This window comes from Neobacillus sp. PS3-40 (assembly GCF_030915485.1).
Lineage (GTDB): Bacteria > Bacillota > Bacilli > Bacillales > Cytobacillaceae > JAUZPL01.
Map to the genome: position 1 here is coordinate 2,046,999 of NZ_CP133266.1, position 17,133 is coordinate 2,064,131.

Sequence of the window (17,133 nt, forward strand, 5' to 3'; positions counted from 1 at the left end):
AAGTCACCCTCTATACGAAGCCAATTGATTTTTATTCGAACCCAAAAAAACTCCAGCGTAAACTACGCTGGATAAGGGGGAGGTATTTTGCGGAGAAGCGATTGATTCTGTCTTAGTGGGGGAACACTTTGATGGGAATGTAACTTACGAATGAAGCGATTTGCGGGCAGATGCTTTAGATGTAGGGTGTATGATCAGGTTTCTGGGGCTATTTTCCTTGTTGAGAAGTTGTTGTTCTCTCAGCTGCCATTCAAGCTGGACAATTCGCTTTTGCAGGTGATCAATTTTTTGATTTGCTTTTCCTACCATTTTGATTAAACTTTCAAGTAACAATTCTAGGCTATTTGCTACATCACTATTAAAGGCCAATTGGCATTTCCTCCTTTACAGGTTGTTCTGCTTTAGGCTTGCTACTGAGGAAACGAATCGACTCGGCGACCACTTCTGTTACATATACTCTAAGTCCCTCCTTGTTATCGTAATGGCGGGTTTGAATTTTCCCCGTAATTCCGACTACATATCCCTTTTTGCAATATTGGTTCGTATTTTCGGCTGCTTTTCGCCATAGTGTGCATTGGACAAAGTCTGTATCAACTTCGCCATTTTGATTTCGGTAATGCCGACTTACTGCTAGTATCACATGCATCACCGGCGTTCCATCTGATGTTATTTTCAATTCGGGATCCTTGGTCAATCTTCCAACTAAAGTAACTTGATTTATCATCATAATCTCCTTTCTGTTTGATGGTTATATCCTACTACTTGCTCGCCCTCATGTAAAAAAGACATAATAAAATTTTAGATGCAAATTGATTCTCAAAATTCTTTTTTACCTAGGCGAAAATTCAATTTTGGAGCCTAATTTATGTACAAAATTCAATTTTCACAATTTCGACAAATATTTTTCGACAATGGGTTTAAATAAGATTGTGTTATAATCTTACTTAACAAACTCCGGATAGTGCTTGTCTATAGAAATGGCTCCCTTAGTAAATGAAAGAAATGAGGAGGATCACGATGAAAACCTTTAAGTTAGTCTCATTAGAAGTTGTGGAAGATGATAGGATTATTGAGGTTCCATTAACCAATGGATTGATTATTAATAAGGAAGATGAGAAATCTACCTGGCTGCTTGAAGCATATTCAGAGCAATCCCTCTACGACTATTTCAAAAAAATTACTGACGAGAATAGAGAAATTATTGTTCAGGCCATCATCACGAAAAGGGAAAATGACCCAGCCTTTTTTCAAACAAAAATTACCTCATTAAAAAAATTCGAGCATCATATAAGTGTTTTATTTGAAGGTCGCTTGCGTCGTACCAAGGTGAACTATTCCGAATTATTACTGGAATCCCTTCTTCAAAATGGACTTTCTGGAGACGAACTTCTCCGTGAATTTAAAGAAAAAATAAAAAGGAAGCCTCGGTTAACATAAATACACTTTCGCCAGCCTGCAGTAGGGCTGGTCTTTTTTATAAATTAACCCTTTCCATGTAAAAAATGGCGATGGTACTCCCGCTCCAGCCTATTTTTAGTAGGAGCAGGCATGTATTTCTTTATTTACTCACATTCTTTTGAAAAAATTGATTATTCTCCAAATTATTACACAAATATCGACAATTTCAGTGTAAAATGGAAAGAGACATTCAAGGAAATGGGGAAGCAGGATGAAATTCACAATTCGTAAAAAACTGATTGGCGGATTTTTAGCTGTACTTTTGCTGCTTGCAGGCATAGTCGGAATTGCCAATTTTGAAATTAGCCAGATGGATCAATTGTACAGCCAAATTTTAGACCAGGATGCCCACGAAGTGGACATGATCCAAAACTATAAAGCTGAATTATTCAAGCAATCGAATTCAGTGAGTGCATACCTTTTAACAAAAGATTCTACAGCAGTTACAAACTATCAAATTGCTTTTTCAAAATTCACAAAGGCGTACAACGAAATTGAAAGCGCTGAAAAAGATAGCAAAGGTATGGAATTATTAACTAAAATGAGATTAAGCCAAAATCAATTTTTACAAGTTGTTAATAAAGAAATTGAGCTTAAAAGGCAAAATATGCAAGATGAATACATAACACTAGCAACCACTACAGCTAAGGATGCTGGGGATCGGTTTCAAACGGCCGTGGATGATGTAGTAAAGTACAAATCACAACAAATGCAAGATGACCGCGATTTAGCCAATAAACAAATGAATGGGGTCAAATTGATCATTCTAATTATCAGTGCCCTTGCAATTGTTATTAGCATCGTTATTGTTACGTTAATCAATTTCTCGATTTCGAGACCTGTCGTGGCTGTTTCCAATTCGCTTAAGCAGTTAGCTAGTGGAAATTTAACAGTCCCAGATTTGAGGGTGAAAAATCGGGATGAAATCGGCGTCCTTGCGAGCTCTTTGAATGGGCTATCCCATCATTTAAAAGAATTGATCGGAATGGTTTATGATTCTTCTGTTCGTGTTGCATCATCTAGCGAGCAGTTACTGGCAAGCAATGAACAAAACTCACGAGCTGCGGAACAAATAGCACAAAGTGTCCAACAAACAGCTGCTGGATCTGAAAAGCAGATGGTTCACTTTGAGGAAGTATCCAGCTCTGTCCAAGAAATGGCCACAGGAATCCTTCAAATTTCACATTCTAGTGAAAGCATGAAAGAATCAACTGACAAGGCAACACACTTAGCTAAAAATGGTTCTCTATCAGTACAAGCCGTTGTATCACATATGCATGATATCAATATTTCATTTGAAGAAACATCGAAAATTGTCTCCATGCTAGGTAGTCGTTCGAAAGAAATTGACGGAATTGCATCACTTATTACCGATATTGCAGAACAAACTAATTTACTTGCCCTAAATGCTGCAATTGAAGCAGCACGGGCTGGCGAGCATGGAAAAGGGTTTGCTGTTGTTGCAGATGAAGTACGAAAACTAGCTGTTCAATCGAAAAATTCAGCTGATAAAATTGCAAATATGATTCGCTTTGTACAAGAAGAAACAAATCAAGCCATCCATGCTGTTGAAAACGGTAATCATATAGTAGATAAGGGGCTTTCTGCCACAAAAGAAGCCAATCAAGCCTTTTCAAATATATCCTCCTCGATTGAGGAAGTTTCTTCAAAAGTGGAAGATGTATCAGCTGCAGTTGAGGAATTAACAGCCCAAAGCACGACAATCGTTCAAACCATTGAATTTGTAAAAGAAATCGCCGAACAAGGAATGCTTACAACCCAAGAAAGCTCTGCTTCAACCCAAGAACAAGTCGCAACAATGGAAGAGGTAACTGCATCTGCCCACGGACTCACCAAACTTGCCGACGAACTTCAAACGGCAGTTTCGCAGTTTAAATTGTAATTGTAGGTTGCACTGAGCGTAAGCGTCTTTGAGGAGCTAGGTACTAAAGTCGGTTCTGATTTCATTTAGTTCTTCGAGGGAAAAACAGCTCTCGTTCTTCAGGGGGCCAAGCTGCTAGTGCTAACCAGATAAATTCCGAAATCTGCAAAAAAAGACCAAGCCAATTACAAATAAATAAATTTAACAGAAAGCATCGCAATCCGCGATGTTTTTTTTTGAATTTATATCCTGTTCCTTATTAAATTTAAGTACGAAGTTCAATCGAGAGAGAAACTTTTATATTTAAATGACTATTTTTAGCTGATTGAGGGTGGCTAAAGCTTTAAAATCAAGGGCCTATTTATGTGCAAAGTTTCCTTTATATCCGTTTTGAGAAGGTTTACTTTTGAAAAAACGGGGTTTATTTGCGAAAAGAGTTATTCCATTTGCGAAAAAGAGTATTCCATTTGCGAAACAACTATTCATCGACCTTCATATTTTGTAGCTGACCAAACTTGACCGTTAGGCGTGGATATCGGTGGTAACAGTAAACCCCTTTTTTATAAAAAAAAATGACCAGCAAATCAACTTACGATTTGATAGTCATTTTCATTATATTTTTAATGTTTTTGATAGGCTTTAAGACTGACTGATCTTTTTTGTAGATATATCAGTACATTTTCTCGTTATTCTTCTTTTTTATCTCCTAATGCAAATGTAATTTCAGCTTCACATACAATTGCACCGTCTACAGTGGCAACAGCTTTTCCCTTGCCAATCGGACCGCGTACCCGGACCATTTCGACTTCAAGACGTAGCTGGTCACCAGGTCTTACTTGCTTTTTAAATCGGCAATTTTCAATGCCTGCAAAAAATGCTAAGCGCCCGCGATTCTCTTCCTTTTTTAATACAGCGACAGCACCGACCTGTGCAAGTGCTTCAACAATCAACACTCCAGGCATAACCGGATAATCAGGAAAATGGCCATTAAAAAATTCCTCATTAGCCGAAACATTTTTAATACCAACAGCTCTCTTGCCCTCTTCAACTTCTAAAATTCGATCCACCAGCAAAAATGGATAACGATGTGGAATAATTTCTTTTATTTGCGCAATATCAAGCATTTTAGTACCTCCTCCTAATAATAGGTGTTTATTTTTTTATTTTAACATTTAAGTTCCGTAAATCATAATTCAGTTTCTTTTTTCCAGGATATTTTTTTTGATTGGAATCGACAAATTTTTTAGTTTTTTTTCGAGTGGAAACTTTCTAGATAAAGATTTGTGGGGAATTTGATCAAACGTTTGATCAAAACTAAAACTTATCGAAGTTTGTCATTTTTTCAAGGATATTTGGGATATGTCATAATGCAAAAAAACAGTGTGATTTTTAGAATCCACTGTTTTATAGATATGTTTTGTAAATGTTCTTAATCGTTTCATACGATCAATGGTTATTTTTTATCAATTAGATCGCGGATATGCGTCCAAGTTGATTCTTTAAAAACGTCTGTGGCTTTCCCGCCGCCAATTACTCCATAACCAACAAGGGCACCAGCTGTGACACAGATTATGATCATGCAGATTAAAATAACAAGACGAAGCCAAATGGGGATCAGGCGGATTCTAACCCGTTTTGGGCGTACTTTTGCCTTCGTTGAATCCAAGTTCGAATCCAACTTTGGCTGATTTACATCCATTTTCGGGTCCACTTTTGAAATCTTCGAATCTGTTTTTGAGGAATTTTCCGAATTCAATTTTGAACTTAACTTGGAATCTGATCTAGAATCCATTTTTGATTTCAATTTTGAATCCAATTTTGCTTGTTTTAATTCCATTTTAGCCTGTTTTGCCCTTTGCTTTTCATCTGATTTTGCCTGCTCTGCCATTCTCATCTCTTCAAGCTTTAGCTGCTTATATTCTTCCCTTGTTTTTGGCCGATTTGCCGACATTTTCAAGTACCCCTTTTAGCGAATTCCGTTAATTAGACCCATCATTTGGTCAGACATCGTGACTGATCTTGCTTGAAATTGATAAGCACGCTGTACGCTAACTAAATCAGTCATTTCCTTCGCCATATCTACGTTTGAATTCTCAAGCATTCCTTGCCCAATTGAAATTTTCTCTCTTTGCTGCCCAGTCAAGTTAGTAAATATGTTGTTAGTGCTTCCAGCCGGCACACTATCTGGGAGACCGATTAAATTGCCGCCCTTTTGTTCAAAAAACTGTGGTTTATTGACTTGGATTACACCAAGATTGTAAGAGTTCTTGGTTCCATTCGTCATGGTCACATCCAACGAGCCATTTGGATTCACAGTGTATTTACTTGCATCGCCTGTTATTGTGATCGGGTGATTGCCTTCATCCAATACTGGATTTCCATCACTTGTGACAAGCATAACCTCATTCTTGGCAACCGGCGTTAAGTAAAAAGCGCCATCTCGTGTATATTGGATCGAGCTAGAATTGTCCTTTTGTACTAAGACCTTATAATACTGACCTTCCGTTTGAAAAGCTGTATCAAGCTCACGTCCCGTTGATTTTAGACTTCCTTGTTTCATATCCGTTAGTATTTGTCCTAATTTAGCCCCTGAGCCTTGACGGATCCCATTTGGTGTTAACCGGTTTTGCTCAGCGCTAGCATTCGGCTGATTGTTCAACTGGCTGAAAAGCAAATCAGTGAACCTAGCTTGTTTACTTTTAAAACCATTCGTATCCACGTTTGCGAGATTATTACTTATTATGTCCATTTGCTTTTGCAATTGACTCAACGTATTTGTAGCAGTAATCATTGTGCTATTCATGTGTATCCCTCCTTTTTAAAAGGTAGTTATTCATGCTAGGTTGTGGCAAGGTTTAAAAAATTAGCCGATTTTGCCAACTTCATTTGCTGCTTTTTGCATGCTTTGGTCGTAAGCCTGTAATACTTTTTGGTTTGCCTCGAAAGTGCGGTATGCCGTTAGCATGTCTGTCATAGCTTTGGTCACATCTACGTTAGATTGCTCCAGCACGCCCTGCTGCAGCTTGAATTGAACGCCAGGCTGGTTTGATGCATTGGTAAGGGCTGCGCCGTTCTCCGTTCTGTATAGGCCACTGCCTTCTTTTATAAGCCGCTGTGGATTATTGGAAAATGCAATCCCTAGTTGGGCCTTTTCCCCGTTCATTCCTGTTATCGTTCCATTTTCACCTAGAGTAAACTGATCGCTCGAAAGTTGAATCTTTTGGCCTTTGTCATCTAATAAGTAGAGCCCTTCGTTTGTTGTCAAAAATCCCTCTGGATCCAGCGTGAAATTGCCATTCCTTGTGTAACGAGGCTGACCAGACGAGCCTTGAACTGTGAAAAAAACAGAACCCTTTGCTGGCATATTCACATCAATCAGAGCCATGTCTGTTTTATTACCCGTATCCTGCATGTCCCCTTGGATAAACTTCGGAATGGCTTCCTGTAGATAAACACCAGTGCTAAGCGATCCGATGGGCTGGCTGGTGGGCGACTTTGTATTCATTCGTTGCATCAACAATTCCGGGAAGTCACGCAATGATGATTGGTCTTCTTTAAACCCCGGAGTATTCGCATTTGCTATATTATTTGTTAGCATTTCCGTCCTACGCTGCTGTGCCATCATTCCGGTTGCAGCTGTATAAAAACCTCTTAACATGTTTTACACCTCTATTATGGATGTCAATATTCCATCTACATATAATCTATTATAAAAAATTTTTGCAAAATACACATTAACTTTTTGCAGAAAATAGTGATTTATTGTAAAAATAGGTCAAAATACCACGAATGATGAGTGAATGTGTCCACATAATTCACTTTTTTGGGGTGTTGAGGGTGGAGGCTAGCTAAAATTAGAGTTTTTTGGACTTGGAGATTTTTTTACAGAGTTAGGATGGGGGTTTCATGGGGTATGCATTATTTTTGGAGTTATGGCGTTTATTCAGCCCCTTTTCCATAAAAAAAAGTCTAATAAACAAAGCATGTCCGCCTTGTTTATTAGACTTTTCCGATCATTCATTAACCTAATCTCTTTTTTGGAAGACGATCGATGTTGTCAAGCATGATTCCTGTTCCGATAGCTACGCAGTCCATAGGATTTTCGGCAACGAGAACGGGTACCTTAAGCTCGTCAGCAAGGAGTAGATCGATTCCGTGTAACAATGCTCCTCCACCTGTTAAAATAACGCCACGGTCAATAATGTCGGCAGATAATTCAGGTGGTGTGCGTTCAAGAACACTTTTTGCAGCTTGAACAATAACGGCGACAGATTCGCGCAATGCTTGTTCAATTTCTTCGGAATAAACTGTAATCGTACGTGGCAACCCACTGACCATATCGCGGCCGCGGATTTCCATTTCTTCCGAGCGAGAACCAGGGAATACGGTTCCGATATTGATTTTAATATTTTCAGCGGTGCGTTCACCGATCAACAATTTGTATTCACGTTTAATGTAGTTTAATATTTCCATATCAAACTTGTCACCGGCCATTTTTATGGAGGAAGAAGTTACGATATCACCCATGGATAGAACGGCAACATCCGTCGTTCCCCCTCCAATGTCAACTACCATGTTACCGCTTGGTTGGAAAATATCCATTCCAGCGCCAATTGCTGCCACTTTTGGTTCTTCTTCTAAGTAGATTTTTTTGCCACCACTTTTTTCAGCTGCTTCTCTGATAGCCTTTTGCTCAACACTTGTAATGTTCGTTGGGCAGCAGATCAAAATACGTGGTTTTGATAAAAATCCTTTAACGTTTAGCTTATTAATAAAATGTTTTAACATTGCTTCAGTAACATCAAAATCTGCGATGACACCGTCTTTTAGGGGGCGAATTGCGACAATGTTCCCCGGCGTACGTCCAACCATGCGACGAGCTTCTTCACCGACCGCAAGAACACGATTTGTGTTTTTATCAATTGCCACCACAGAAGGTTCATTCAAAACAATTCCACGGCCTTTAACGTGAATTAACACGTTTGCAGTTCCTAAATCTATCCCAATATCCCTAGCAAACATTCTCTTTTCTTTCCTCCTCAGAACGGAATCCAACTACTATAACTAATTGCTTATTTTATCATATCCATTCTAACTTACATACAAAAAGTTGTAAATATTTGCAGATTGATGGGAAATCTTGAGGATTCCAAAAGAATGCTACCGAAAATAAATTATTTGTGCCTATTTATTCCTTTTTTAAAAAGAAAACTCGCTGATTGGCGAACCCCTCCAAAGGGCGATGGCAGAAGCGTAGTTGTCCTTATGCACTAGCAGAATTTATGAATATAAATTCTGCTTGGCTAAAAAAATTCTTTCACATTACTTTACAACTTCTCCTTCTTTTTCTTCTTTTTGATATTTCATTTTTGTTGCTTCTCCGCCTCTTAGGTGGCGTATGGATTTATGATAATCTAAAATTTCTTTTACCACATTCGCAAGATCTGGGTTAATTTCAGGCAGTCTCTCTGTCAAATCTTTATGGACTGTACTTTTGGATACGCCAAATTCCTTCGCAATTACGCGAACTGTTTTTCTCGTCTCCACGATATACTTTCCAATCTTGATTGTTCTCTCTTTGATGTAATCGTGCACACTACTCGCCCTCCCTAAATTGGATGTAAGAAGTGTGAAATGAGACTCGCTTATCACTTCATTGAAATACTGTCATCCATTTGATAGGGCTCCCCTGTCAAACGGCAGAAAGTTTGAAACACCTTCTAATTATCATGAATAAACATATCCCCAACTAAAATCCCTTTATCATCAAACGACTCTTCACCTCAAACACTTTCCTTTGTAAAGGTTTGTAACATTTTATTAGCTTGGATACGAGATTATGCACAAATGGCTCAATCGGGACAAGGTATTTCTCAAGTTTTTTGAATATTGGACGAAAAAATCCACTTCTATTTTTCCAGTACTATGCTAAAATCAGGCTGTCCGACCATTCGACAAGTGGTCAAAAAATTTGCAGCCCTTACAGTCATTATGTTTTTTTAGGAAATAGGGGGATGTTTCCTTATTTCCCGAGAAATTTGTCATTTTATAGAGCATTGTGAAGAAAGGAACTTTGTATGCAGCCTTTTACAGAAAGAGCAGTTACCCTCATAAAAAATATTCCTAATGGGAAAGTCATGACATATGGCCAGATTGCCAGATTAGCTGGCAGCCCTCGGGGGGCCAGGCAGGTCGTCAGAATTCTCCATTCACTCAGCCGAAAGCATAACCTACCATGGCACAGAGTCATTAATTCAAAAGGGGAAATTAGCTTTAAAGATGAAGAGCAACGTTTATTATTGAAATGTGAAGGAATTGAAATTAGTAAAGAGGGTTTCATTTTACTTGAAAGGTATTTATATCAACCTGAATAACGTTTTTATTAAATTTACAAAAAAAACCAGTTGCGCACCCCTGATTGCAGAGTGCTAAAGAAAACTCGCTGATTGGCGAGCCTCTAAGGGCGATGATTAGGCGGAGTTGCCCTTATGCGCGAGCAAAATTTATGGACATAAATTTTGATTAGCCAAAAAAAAGAGAAGGCATATGCCTCCCCTTTTATTCCATATTAAGAATTTGTATTATCAGTTGAGTCAGTCGAGTTATCTAATGGAGACGTTGCTCCGTCGTCAGTTGGATCTACCTTTTGTTTTTGATTGATCTTTTGACTGTCATCACTCTTTTGACTGGCATTCTCTTTATCTGCCTGGGTCTCCGTAGACTTTTCTTCCTGTAATGCGCTCAACGGTTTATTGAAATAGTTTTGCGGATTGACAGCAACGCCATCTTTACGGATTTCAAAATGTACATGTGTTCCAGCTTTTTCATTGAGCAAGCTTTGTCCAGCCGTGGCAATAGCTTGTCCTTGATCTACTTGTTCGCCAACCTTGATCTTCACAGCTTTAACTGATTCATATAGGGTTACAATTCCTTTGTCATGTTCAATTTCAATAACATTCCCTAATAATGAATCCTCTTCCACCTTTGTCACTGTTCCACTTAATGCAGCCACAACTTCAAAGGCTTCACCATTTTTCATTCGGTAGTCGATACCTGTATTTGGTTCATACGTATTATTGTAAACTACTAATGAAGCCTCCTGATCTTGCTTGTTGCCCTTGAAATCATAGAATTTCTTTTCGACAACTACTTGATCAGAATCCTTAACAGGCATTACGAAATTTTCCATTGAACGGCTTACTTCGACAGATGGTTGCTGATACTTTTTACCAGCAATATCAGTGGACTTGTAATCATATTTGTCTGAAGCACTGTTACCTGCGCTTTGATACCATAGGACCGCTGTCAAAATGATTGCTGCACTTGCAATATAAATGGCTGGAAATACCCAACGCTTTTTGAAAAAGCGTTTAAAGCTGGAGCTTTGAGAAGATCGGTTTTTTTCTTCCTCTCTCATTTTCATCACCTCAGCAATCATTCTGAACAAATAAGTAGAATTATATACACTTGTCAAAAAATTTTTTCTATTTATTTTTCGACAAAGGGACTATTTTTATGCATAGGAGGATGAATTTTTTTGAAATTTTTAAAATGGTAAGTGTTCTAACTCAATTATGGCTGGTGATATACTCGATTCTTATATTTTCTTGTAAAAGGTAAGTCCATTTGGGAGAGAATTTTCTGCATACTATCTGGGGAATCAATGTGGAGGAATCTAAACCACGTTTTACCCGCCAACTTCTTTAGACCCACTAAATTTTTTAAACTAAAAACGCCAGTCCGGGGACTGGCAAAGTAATTTTTCAGTTTTTCCCGCTAACTCTATCTACCCACCATATCCCCACAACCAACGCTATTTCCTCGCCGTAATTGTTGCAAGCATTGTCTCAGCGGATGTAATATCCACTCCTTGGTAGTAGTGCTTAATGATTTCCTGGTAGTTGTCTCCTTCAGATGCCATTCCATTTGCGCCGTATTGGCTCATTCCGACCCCGTGACCGTAGCCGCGGGTGCTTATGATGATATTGTTACCTTTACGCACCCAAGAGAAGTCTGAGGATTTGAGATCGAGCCTTTCGCGTATTTCTCTGCCTGTTAAAACTTTGCCTTTAATGTTTACCTCGCCAACGCGTTTTCCAGCGGTTCGATCGGTGATTTTGCCTATTGTTGTGCTTCCTGACAGTTTTACTCCTAGCTTCGTTTCAAATTCTTGAACAGAAAGTATTTTTTGATTGTTGAATTTAGGAGACTCCTTATCCCAGGGACTTGCCACACTTCTTAAATACGGGAATGAATTAGGCCAGTAATCTTCGGAATTCTCTGTGTACCCATTGCTTGTAGAAAAAAACATTGCACTAATCACTTGGCCTTTATAGGTAATAATTTGCCCGCTTGTTGCTCTTACTGCTTTTAAAATTTTCTCTTTTTTCCAGCTATAATCGATTCCCCATATTTTCTTGAGTTCATCATCGCTATTGTAGACCTGATTAATGACTGTGTCGCCTACCACAGCCCCTTTTGGCAGCTCTGGGTGGTCTTTGCTTAGCATTTGTTTAACAATATATGTTCTGGCTGTCAAGGCCTGTGCCTTAAGTGCCTCATCCCCAAACTCTGCTGGCATTTCTGCTGCAACTACACCAACAAGGTAATTCTCCAGAGGAATATTTTCAATTTTCGACTTGGAAAAACGGTAAACAGCCACTTCTACACCCGCATCTGCAGTGGGAACAGCATTTACATTTTTTGAAGGTGCATGTGTCAATGTCTCACCTAATTTTCCGCTGGATTTTCCCTCTGAAAAGGGGAGGACGAGTACTGCTGGAATAATCAAAGTAACAACAAAAAGGATGGATAGTAGTACGATAAGTGGTTTAGTCTTAATCATGAAAGTGCCTCCAGTTTGTAAATTAAACGATGACAATCGTCTCATTTCATACATATGGAGGGGGACAAGCTTTTATGACTAAATTTGACTAAGCCTTGTAACGTTCAAAAAATCATTGCGGAAGGAACCTCTTTTTTCATAAAAAGCTATTAAAGGTAAATGTTGATATTTGATACCTGTCCGAATTCTTAATAGACGGATAAATTCCTGTTAATTAGTAAATTGGATTAAAAATAACTTAAATAGACGGAGAGTTTCCGCCTATTGACTCAAAAACCGCGAAAATGGGGGACTTTGCGTTGCGTAACCGGAAAACCTCCGCTTATACACCTCGAAACGAGCTCCATTCTGCATTTAACCGAAAAATTTCCGCTTATTTTATTTTCGTTGGTTTCTCGGATTACTCGAGTAATGATTGCCGTTATTAGCCGTATAAAAAAAACCTCTTCCAAAAACAAAAGCCGAAAAACGCTTCTGTCATACATCTGACAGCTACATTCTTCGGCCTGCTCAATTCTTATTCAGTTCACACTATTATGCGTTCAAATCAATAATAAACGATTCTTTATCAGCGAATTCTGCTTCGTTAATACGCTCAACGTCAGCTCCAAGGCTAGCTAATTTTAAATGGAAGTCAACATAGCCACGGTCTAAGTGCTTAAGCTCAGTAACGCGTGTAACTCCATCAGCAACTAATCCTGTTAAAATTAACGCAGCAGCTGCGCGTAAGTCTGTTGCGGATACTTCAGCCCCTTGTAGCATAGAAGAACCATTTAAGATAACTGAACGTCCCTCAATTTTAATATCTGCATTCATACGGCGGAATTCTTCCACATGCATAAAGCGGTTTTCGAAGACGGTTTCAGTGATCATACTTGTGCCTTCAGCACGAAGTAAGAGTGCCATCATTTGCGATTGCATATCAGTTGGAAAACCAGGGTGCGGCATTGTTTTAATATCAACCGCTTTTAGCTTTTCTGGGCCGATAACGCGAACGCCATCATCTTCTTCCAGAATTTTAACGCCCATTTCTTCCATTTTGGCAATTAATGAGGATAAATGTTCTGGAACTGCACCTTGGACAAGTACATCTCCAGCTGTAATCGCTGCAGCTACCATAAAGGTACCAGCTTCAATACGGTCTGGAATAATTGCATGGTCTGCTCCAAATAATACCTTTACGCCTTCAATTCGAATCGTACCAGTTCCGGCACCAATTACTCTTGCTCCCATTTTGTTCAAGAAGTTAGCAAGATCAACGATTTCAGGTTCTTTTGCAACATTTTCAAGGATGGTAGTTCCTTCAGCTAAGGTTGCTGCCATCATAATATTTTCTGTTGCACCAACACTTGGAAAATCTAAATAAACTTTTGCACCTTTTAAGCGGCCATCAACCTCCGCTTCGATAAAGCCATTCCCTACTTTTACTTTCGCACCCATTGCTTCAAAACCTTTTAGGTGCTGATCGATAGGACGGGATCCAATGGCACAGCCACCTGGCAATGCAACCCGTGCACGACCATTGCGGGCAAGTAATGATCCCATAACAAGAACGGAAGCACGCATTTTTCGAACATATTCGAAAGGTGCTTCATCTTTTAACTCTCTAGATGCATCTACCACAACTGTATTATTTTCAAACACCACTTCAGCGTTTAGATTGCGTAATACTTCATTAATCGTGTATACATCGGAGAGAGTTGGCACATCACGAATTATACTTTTTCCATCACTTGCTAATAATGATGCAGCGATAACAGGCAATACGGCATTTTTTGCACCTTCTACTTTAACAGTGCCATGAAGCCTTTGTCCGCCGCGGACGATGATTTTTTCCAAGAGTATTCCCCTCCGCGTCCATTTTCTCTATATTAATATTCAATCGTTATGATTGGTGTGCCAACTACAATTGTAGTATTTGCGCCCAATCCTTCTTGGCGTAAGCCTATTTGTAAATTCATATTATTCTTTTCATTTTCAATTGGTTCAGAAAACAAGGGCGAATGTGCCGAAACGGACATAAATGCATCTTCTTTTAAGGCTTCAATTTCACTCGCATTAAAAATAGATAGTAAGTTTTTTACAGTTTTAGGCAAAGCCGTTACCATCTTATCACTGATTTCACCTTTTACACAAGAAAAAATTGTTGGTTTACTAAGAAATATGCCATCAAGCCTATTTTTAAATTGATTGGTTGTAAAAAAGGATTCAGCCTGTTTGTTCCACTCATTACCGAGAACCCTATATACTAAGTACGTATCTACAGGTTCTTTTGTGTGGGTGGTCATCAATTGAAGTATTTCTTTGTGGTTTTTAGAAGTTGGGGAAATTGCTGTTACTTCCCATTTTTGATTGGTATTTGTTACAGACCAATCCCAATTGGGAAACTTTTGTTGAAGATTCTTTGCATATTCCTTTACTTCTTTTTCACTTTTTAGTGTAACCAAATGTTCTCTTGCATAAATAGACCAATCATTGAGCAAAATATGTTCGCCTTTAAAAATGGAAACTATTTTGATTAAATCAAGCTCAACAGCTGCATTACTTGCTTTAGTTTCTATCCCAAATAGAAACAATCCAGCCATAATCAAAAGCAATAAAAAGTAAGTTGCATTTTTCTTCATCTCTACACTCCCCCTTACTACCATTGTTACCAATGATAAGAAGAGCATACTTGGGAAATGTCGTCACTTTTAGACAGGATTTTTAGCTAGCACACAGTTTCCACATAGAATTGATTGTACTCAAAAAATCCACAAAAGGGAACATGTACGAAGACCTAAATTTTTACCAAATGTATTACCTGTAAAATAAGCGGCAGTTGTTTTGACCATTGAAGATAATCAAGGAAAAAATTACTAACTGAAGAACCGATTAAAATAGACAATAATATATAAAGCAAACGTGCTTGAAAAACACGGTTAGGACGAAGTAGCTTATCTAATCGGATTGCCTGTAGCGCCCACCAAGCAAGGGCAATGAAAACTAAATGAGATAGAATACTTAACAATGCCATTTGTCCAAAATCATTTATCAACTTGCCACCGCCTTTATGGAAAAGGAGTGAAGCTTGGCCAACTTATAAATTAGGCTTCGTTCACACAGCCTTTATATTGGTTTACAGATCTTTAGATCCCCTAAATCCCTCTTAATTCAGTGCTTTTTTACACAAAGATAATTCTACCATATTGGGGAATGAAAAACCGAAGTCTATTGCTAAAAATTGGACAAAATTTTTTTATTTACTATGAAAAAATGCTAAATGGTAAACATCACCTAAAAAATGGATGGTGCCTGTCACCTTTTAAGCCCTTATAAGCACAAAAAAAGAAGGGTTCTCCCTCCCCTTCCTTTTTTTGTGCTTATTATTTTACCCCCTATAGCCTTTTACTTCCCCCAAAGTATTAGACTATTTGACCGGCAAATCCATTATTTCAAAAAGTCTTGGAACTGGTTAAAGTGGTTGTGTAGGAAGTCGAGCGCTGTATTTGGCGCTACTCCTAGCAGAACCGATGCCACAACCGAAACGATGATGACAAAAAAGATTCCAAATGGCATGTTGAATTTTGACTTGTCGACAGCTGGTCTGAAAAACATTTGCGCCAAAACACCAAAGTAGTAGAAATATGACACAACAGTGGTTGCAATCATAACTGATGCTAAGACGTAATGAGAGTCTTGACCAACAAAGGCACTTGTAAAGATATTTAACTTCCCGATAAATCCAGCGGTTCCTGGGAAACCAGCGAGCGAGAGGATTAAGACTCCCATTGCGACTGCAAGTATCGGAGAACGGCTGTATAGACCGGCATAATCAGTAATTTTTTCTGAACCCGTTTTTTCAGAGATCAATTGAATGACAGCAAAGGCCCCTAGGTTCATGAACATGTAAGCTACCAAGTAAAACCAGATGGCATCAAACATAAAATAGTTCATTGAGACAAGCGCTACCAGAATGTAACCTGCATGAGAGATACTTGAATAGGCAAACATTCTTTTGATATTTGTTTGCTTTAATGCAACAACGTTTCCGATGATCATTGTTACACCAGCAATTACAGCAAGGTAGTCCTGCATTTTTAGTAGGATTGGTTCAGTACCTGGCCCATCCGTTACTGCAAGACCGAATACAGATAAGATGATACGAATAATGATCACAAATCCAGCCGTTTTAGAGATAACACTTAAAAAGGCTGTAACAGGTGTTGGTGCTCCTTGATAAACATCTGGCGCCCACATATGAAATGGAGCAACCGCTAGTTTAAAGGATAAACCCACAAAAATCATCAAGAACGATAACCCTAACAAGTAAACATGCTGGGGATCTGCTAATGACTGCAGTTTTCCAGCGATTGCCAATAAGTTCGTTGTTCCAGTTAGGCCATAAACATAGCTCATACCGAACAGAGCAATGGCTGTCGAAATACCGCCATTGATGACGTATTTCATCGCAGACTCATTTGATTGTAAATTGTATTTACGCATGCCAGCTAGTATATAAGAAGAAATGGATAACAATTCAAGACCGACAAACAAGGTAATTAAATCCCCGCTTGAAGTCATGATCATTGCCCCTAGCAATGCGGTTAAAAATAAATAATAGAATTCACCGTGGTATTTTTCTATTCCATCCTTTGGAACATAGCTGACTGCCAAAAATAGCACCAGTGCTGAGCCGCATAGTATGATTAATTTAAATGCCTTTGCAAAAGAATCAAGGCGGAATGTATCATCTAATATGGATGTCACATTATTATCGACTAATCCTGCAAGTGATACAATTGCAGCAAAGATCGCAAGGATGCCAATCCAGCCTAAAATTTTTCGATTGATTTTTTTCGGCATAAACAAATCAAGAAGTGAAAGTAATGCAGCAACAGCAACGATGATGAACTCCGGTGTCATGATACCCCAATTATACGATTGCAATGTCTCAAGATCCATCCTT

The 17,133-nt window shown here is 38.7% G+C and carries 17 protein-coding genes; 3 read left to right on the forward strand and 14 right to left on the reverse strand.

Annotation, left to right across the window (positions count from 1 at the left end):
* Nucleotides 1–144 precede the first annotated feature (144 nt).
* Together RCG20_RS10070 and RCG20_RS10075 are read right to left on the reverse strand one after the other, a co-directional pair.
* Nucleotides 145–369 (reverse strand): hypothetical protein, encoded by a 225-nt coding sequence (locus RCG20_RS10070; protein ID WP_308184103.1) that lies wholly within the window; start codon nucleotides 367–369, stop codon nucleotides 145–147.
* Nucleotides 359–724: a single-stranded DNA-binding protein gene (locus RCG20_RS10075; RefSeq protein ID WP_308184104.1), complete on the reverse strand. Its 366-nt coding sequence runs from the start codon at nucleotides 722–724 to the stop codon at nucleotides 359–361. Before RCG20_RS10075 ends, RCG20_RS10070 begins: the two co-directional genes overlap by 11 nt.
* Nucleotides 725–1,017: 293 nt before the next feature.
* Here RCG20_RS10075 and RCG20_RS10080 point away from each other — a divergent pair, with 293 nt between their 5' ends.
* Together RCG20_RS10080 and RCG20_RS10085 are read left to right on the forward strand one after the other, a co-directional pair.
* Nucleotides 1,018–1,437, forward strand: coding sequence for a YwpF family protein (locus RCG20_RS10080; protein WP_308184105.1), 420 nt, complete (start codon nucleotides 1,018–1,020; stop codon nucleotides 1,435–1,437).
* 232 nt (nucleotides 1,438–1,669) lie between these two features.
* Nucleotides 1,670–3,361: a methyl-accepting chemotaxis protein gene (locus RCG20_RS10085; RefSeq protein WP_308184106.1), complete on the forward strand. Its 1,692-nt coding sequence runs from the start codon at nucleotides 1,670–1,672 to the stop codon at nucleotides 3,359–3,361.
* A 665-nt stretch (nucleotides 3,362–4,026) separates the two neighbouring features.
* Here RCG20_RS10085 and fabZ read toward each other — a convergent pair.
* From fabZ to spoIIID, 6 genes are all read right to left on the reverse strand, one after another.
* Nucleotides 4,027–4,464: a 3-hydroxyacyl-ACP dehydratase FabZ gene (gene fabZ / locus RCG20_RS10090; protein WP_308184107.1), complete on the reverse strand. Its 438-nt coding sequence runs from the start codon at nucleotides 4,462–4,464 to the stop codon at nucleotides 4,027–4,029.
* A 329-nt stretch (nucleotides 4,465–4,793) separates the two neighbouring features.
* Complete coding sequence (locus tag RCG20_RS10095; protein ID WP_308184108.1) at nucleotides 4,794–5,291, reverse strand: DNA-directed RNA polymerase subunit beta; 498 nt, start codon at nucleotides 5,289–5,291, stop codon at nucleotides 4,794–4,796.
* Between the two features lie 15 nt (nucleotides 5,292–5,306).
* Nucleotides 5,307–6,143: a flagellar hook-basal body protein gene (locus tag RCG20_RS10100; protein WP_308184109.1), complete on the reverse strand. Its 837-nt coding sequence runs from the start codon at nucleotides 6,141–6,143 to the stop codon at nucleotides 5,307–5,309.
* 60 nt (nucleotides 6,144–6,203) lie between these two features.
* On the reverse strand, nucleotides 6,204–6,998 hold the full coding sequence (locus RCG20_RS10105) for a flagellar hook-basal body protein (RefSeq protein ID WP_308184110.1): 795 nt from the start codon (nucleotides 6,996–6,998) through the stop codon (nucleotides 6,204–6,206).
* A gap of 362 nt (nucleotides 6,999–7,360) precedes the next feature.
* Nucleotides 7,361–8,362, reverse strand: coding sequence for a rod shape-determining protein (locus RCG20_RS10110; RefSeq protein WP_308184111.1), 1,002 nt, complete (start codon nucleotides 8,360–8,362; stop codon nucleotides 7,361–7,363).
* Nucleotides 8,363–8,662: 300 nt separating this feature from the next.
* The gene (spoIIID, locus tag RCG20_RS10115; RefSeq protein ID WP_308184112.1) at nucleotides 8,663–8,935 is read right to left on the reverse strand and encodes a sporulation transcriptional regulator SpoIIID; all 273 of its coding nucleotides are present in this window, start codon (nucleotides 8,933–8,935) and stop codon (nucleotides 8,663–8,665) included.
* A 482-nt stretch (nucleotides 8,936–9,417) separates the two neighbouring features.
* Between spoIIID and RCG20_RS10120 the strand changes: the two genes are divergently transcribed.
* Entirely contained in the window at nucleotides 9,418–9,714 is a 297-nt protein-coding gene (locus RCG20_RS10120; RefSeq protein ID WP_308184113.1) for an MGMT family protein, read from the forward strand.
* 194 nt (nucleotides 9,715–9,908) lie between these two features.
* Here RCG20_RS10120 and RCG20_RS10125 read toward each other — a convergent pair whose 3' ends face one another.
* From RCG20_RS10125 to nuoN, 6 genes are all read right to left on the reverse strand, one after another.
* The gene (locus tag RCG20_RS10125) at nucleotides 9,909–10,757 is read right to left on the reverse strand and encodes a stage II sporulation protein SpoIIQ (protein WP_308184114.1); all 849 of its coding nucleotides are present in this window, start codon (nucleotides 10,755–10,757) and stop codon (nucleotides 9,909–9,911) included.
* Nucleotides 10,758–11,153: 396 nt separating this feature from the next.
* The gene (spoIID, locus tag RCG20_RS10130) at nucleotides 11,154–12,185 is read right to left on the reverse strand and encodes a stage II sporulation protein D (RefSeq protein WP_308184115.1); all 1,032 of its coding nucleotides are present in this window, start codon (nucleotides 12,183–12,185) and stop codon (nucleotides 11,154–11,156) included.
* A 534-nt stretch (nucleotides 12,186–12,719) separates the two neighbouring features.
* A complete protein-coding gene (gene murA, locus RCG20_RS10135) occupies nucleotides 12,720–14,024 on the reverse strand; it encodes a UDP-N-acetylglucosamine 1-carboxyvinyltransferase (protein WP_308184116.1) in 1,305 nt (434 codons plus the stop codon).
* 32 nt (nucleotides 14,025–14,056) lie between these two features.
* Nucleotides 14,057–14,809: a YwmB family TATA-box binding protein gene (locus RCG20_RS10140; RefSeq protein WP_308184117.1), complete on the reverse strand. Its 753-nt coding sequence runs from the start codon at nucleotides 14,807–14,809 to the stop codon at nucleotides 14,057–14,059.
* Between the two features lie 155 nt (nucleotides 14,810–14,964).
* Nucleotides 14,965–15,222 (reverse strand): DUF1146 family protein, encoded by a 258-nt coding sequence (locus RCG20_RS10145; protein ID WP_308184118.1) that lies wholly within the window; start codon nucleotides 15,220–15,222, stop codon nucleotides 14,965–14,967.
* A gap of 392 nt (nucleotides 15,223–15,614) precedes the next feature.
* Nucleotides 15,615–17,129 (reverse strand): NADH-quinone oxidoreductase subunit NuoN, encoded by a 1,515-nt coding sequence (nuoN, locus tag RCG20_RS10150; protein WP_308184119.1) that lies wholly within the window; start codon nucleotides 17,127–17,129, stop codon nucleotides 15,615–15,617.
* Nucleotides 17,130–17,133 lie beyond the last annotated feature (4 nt).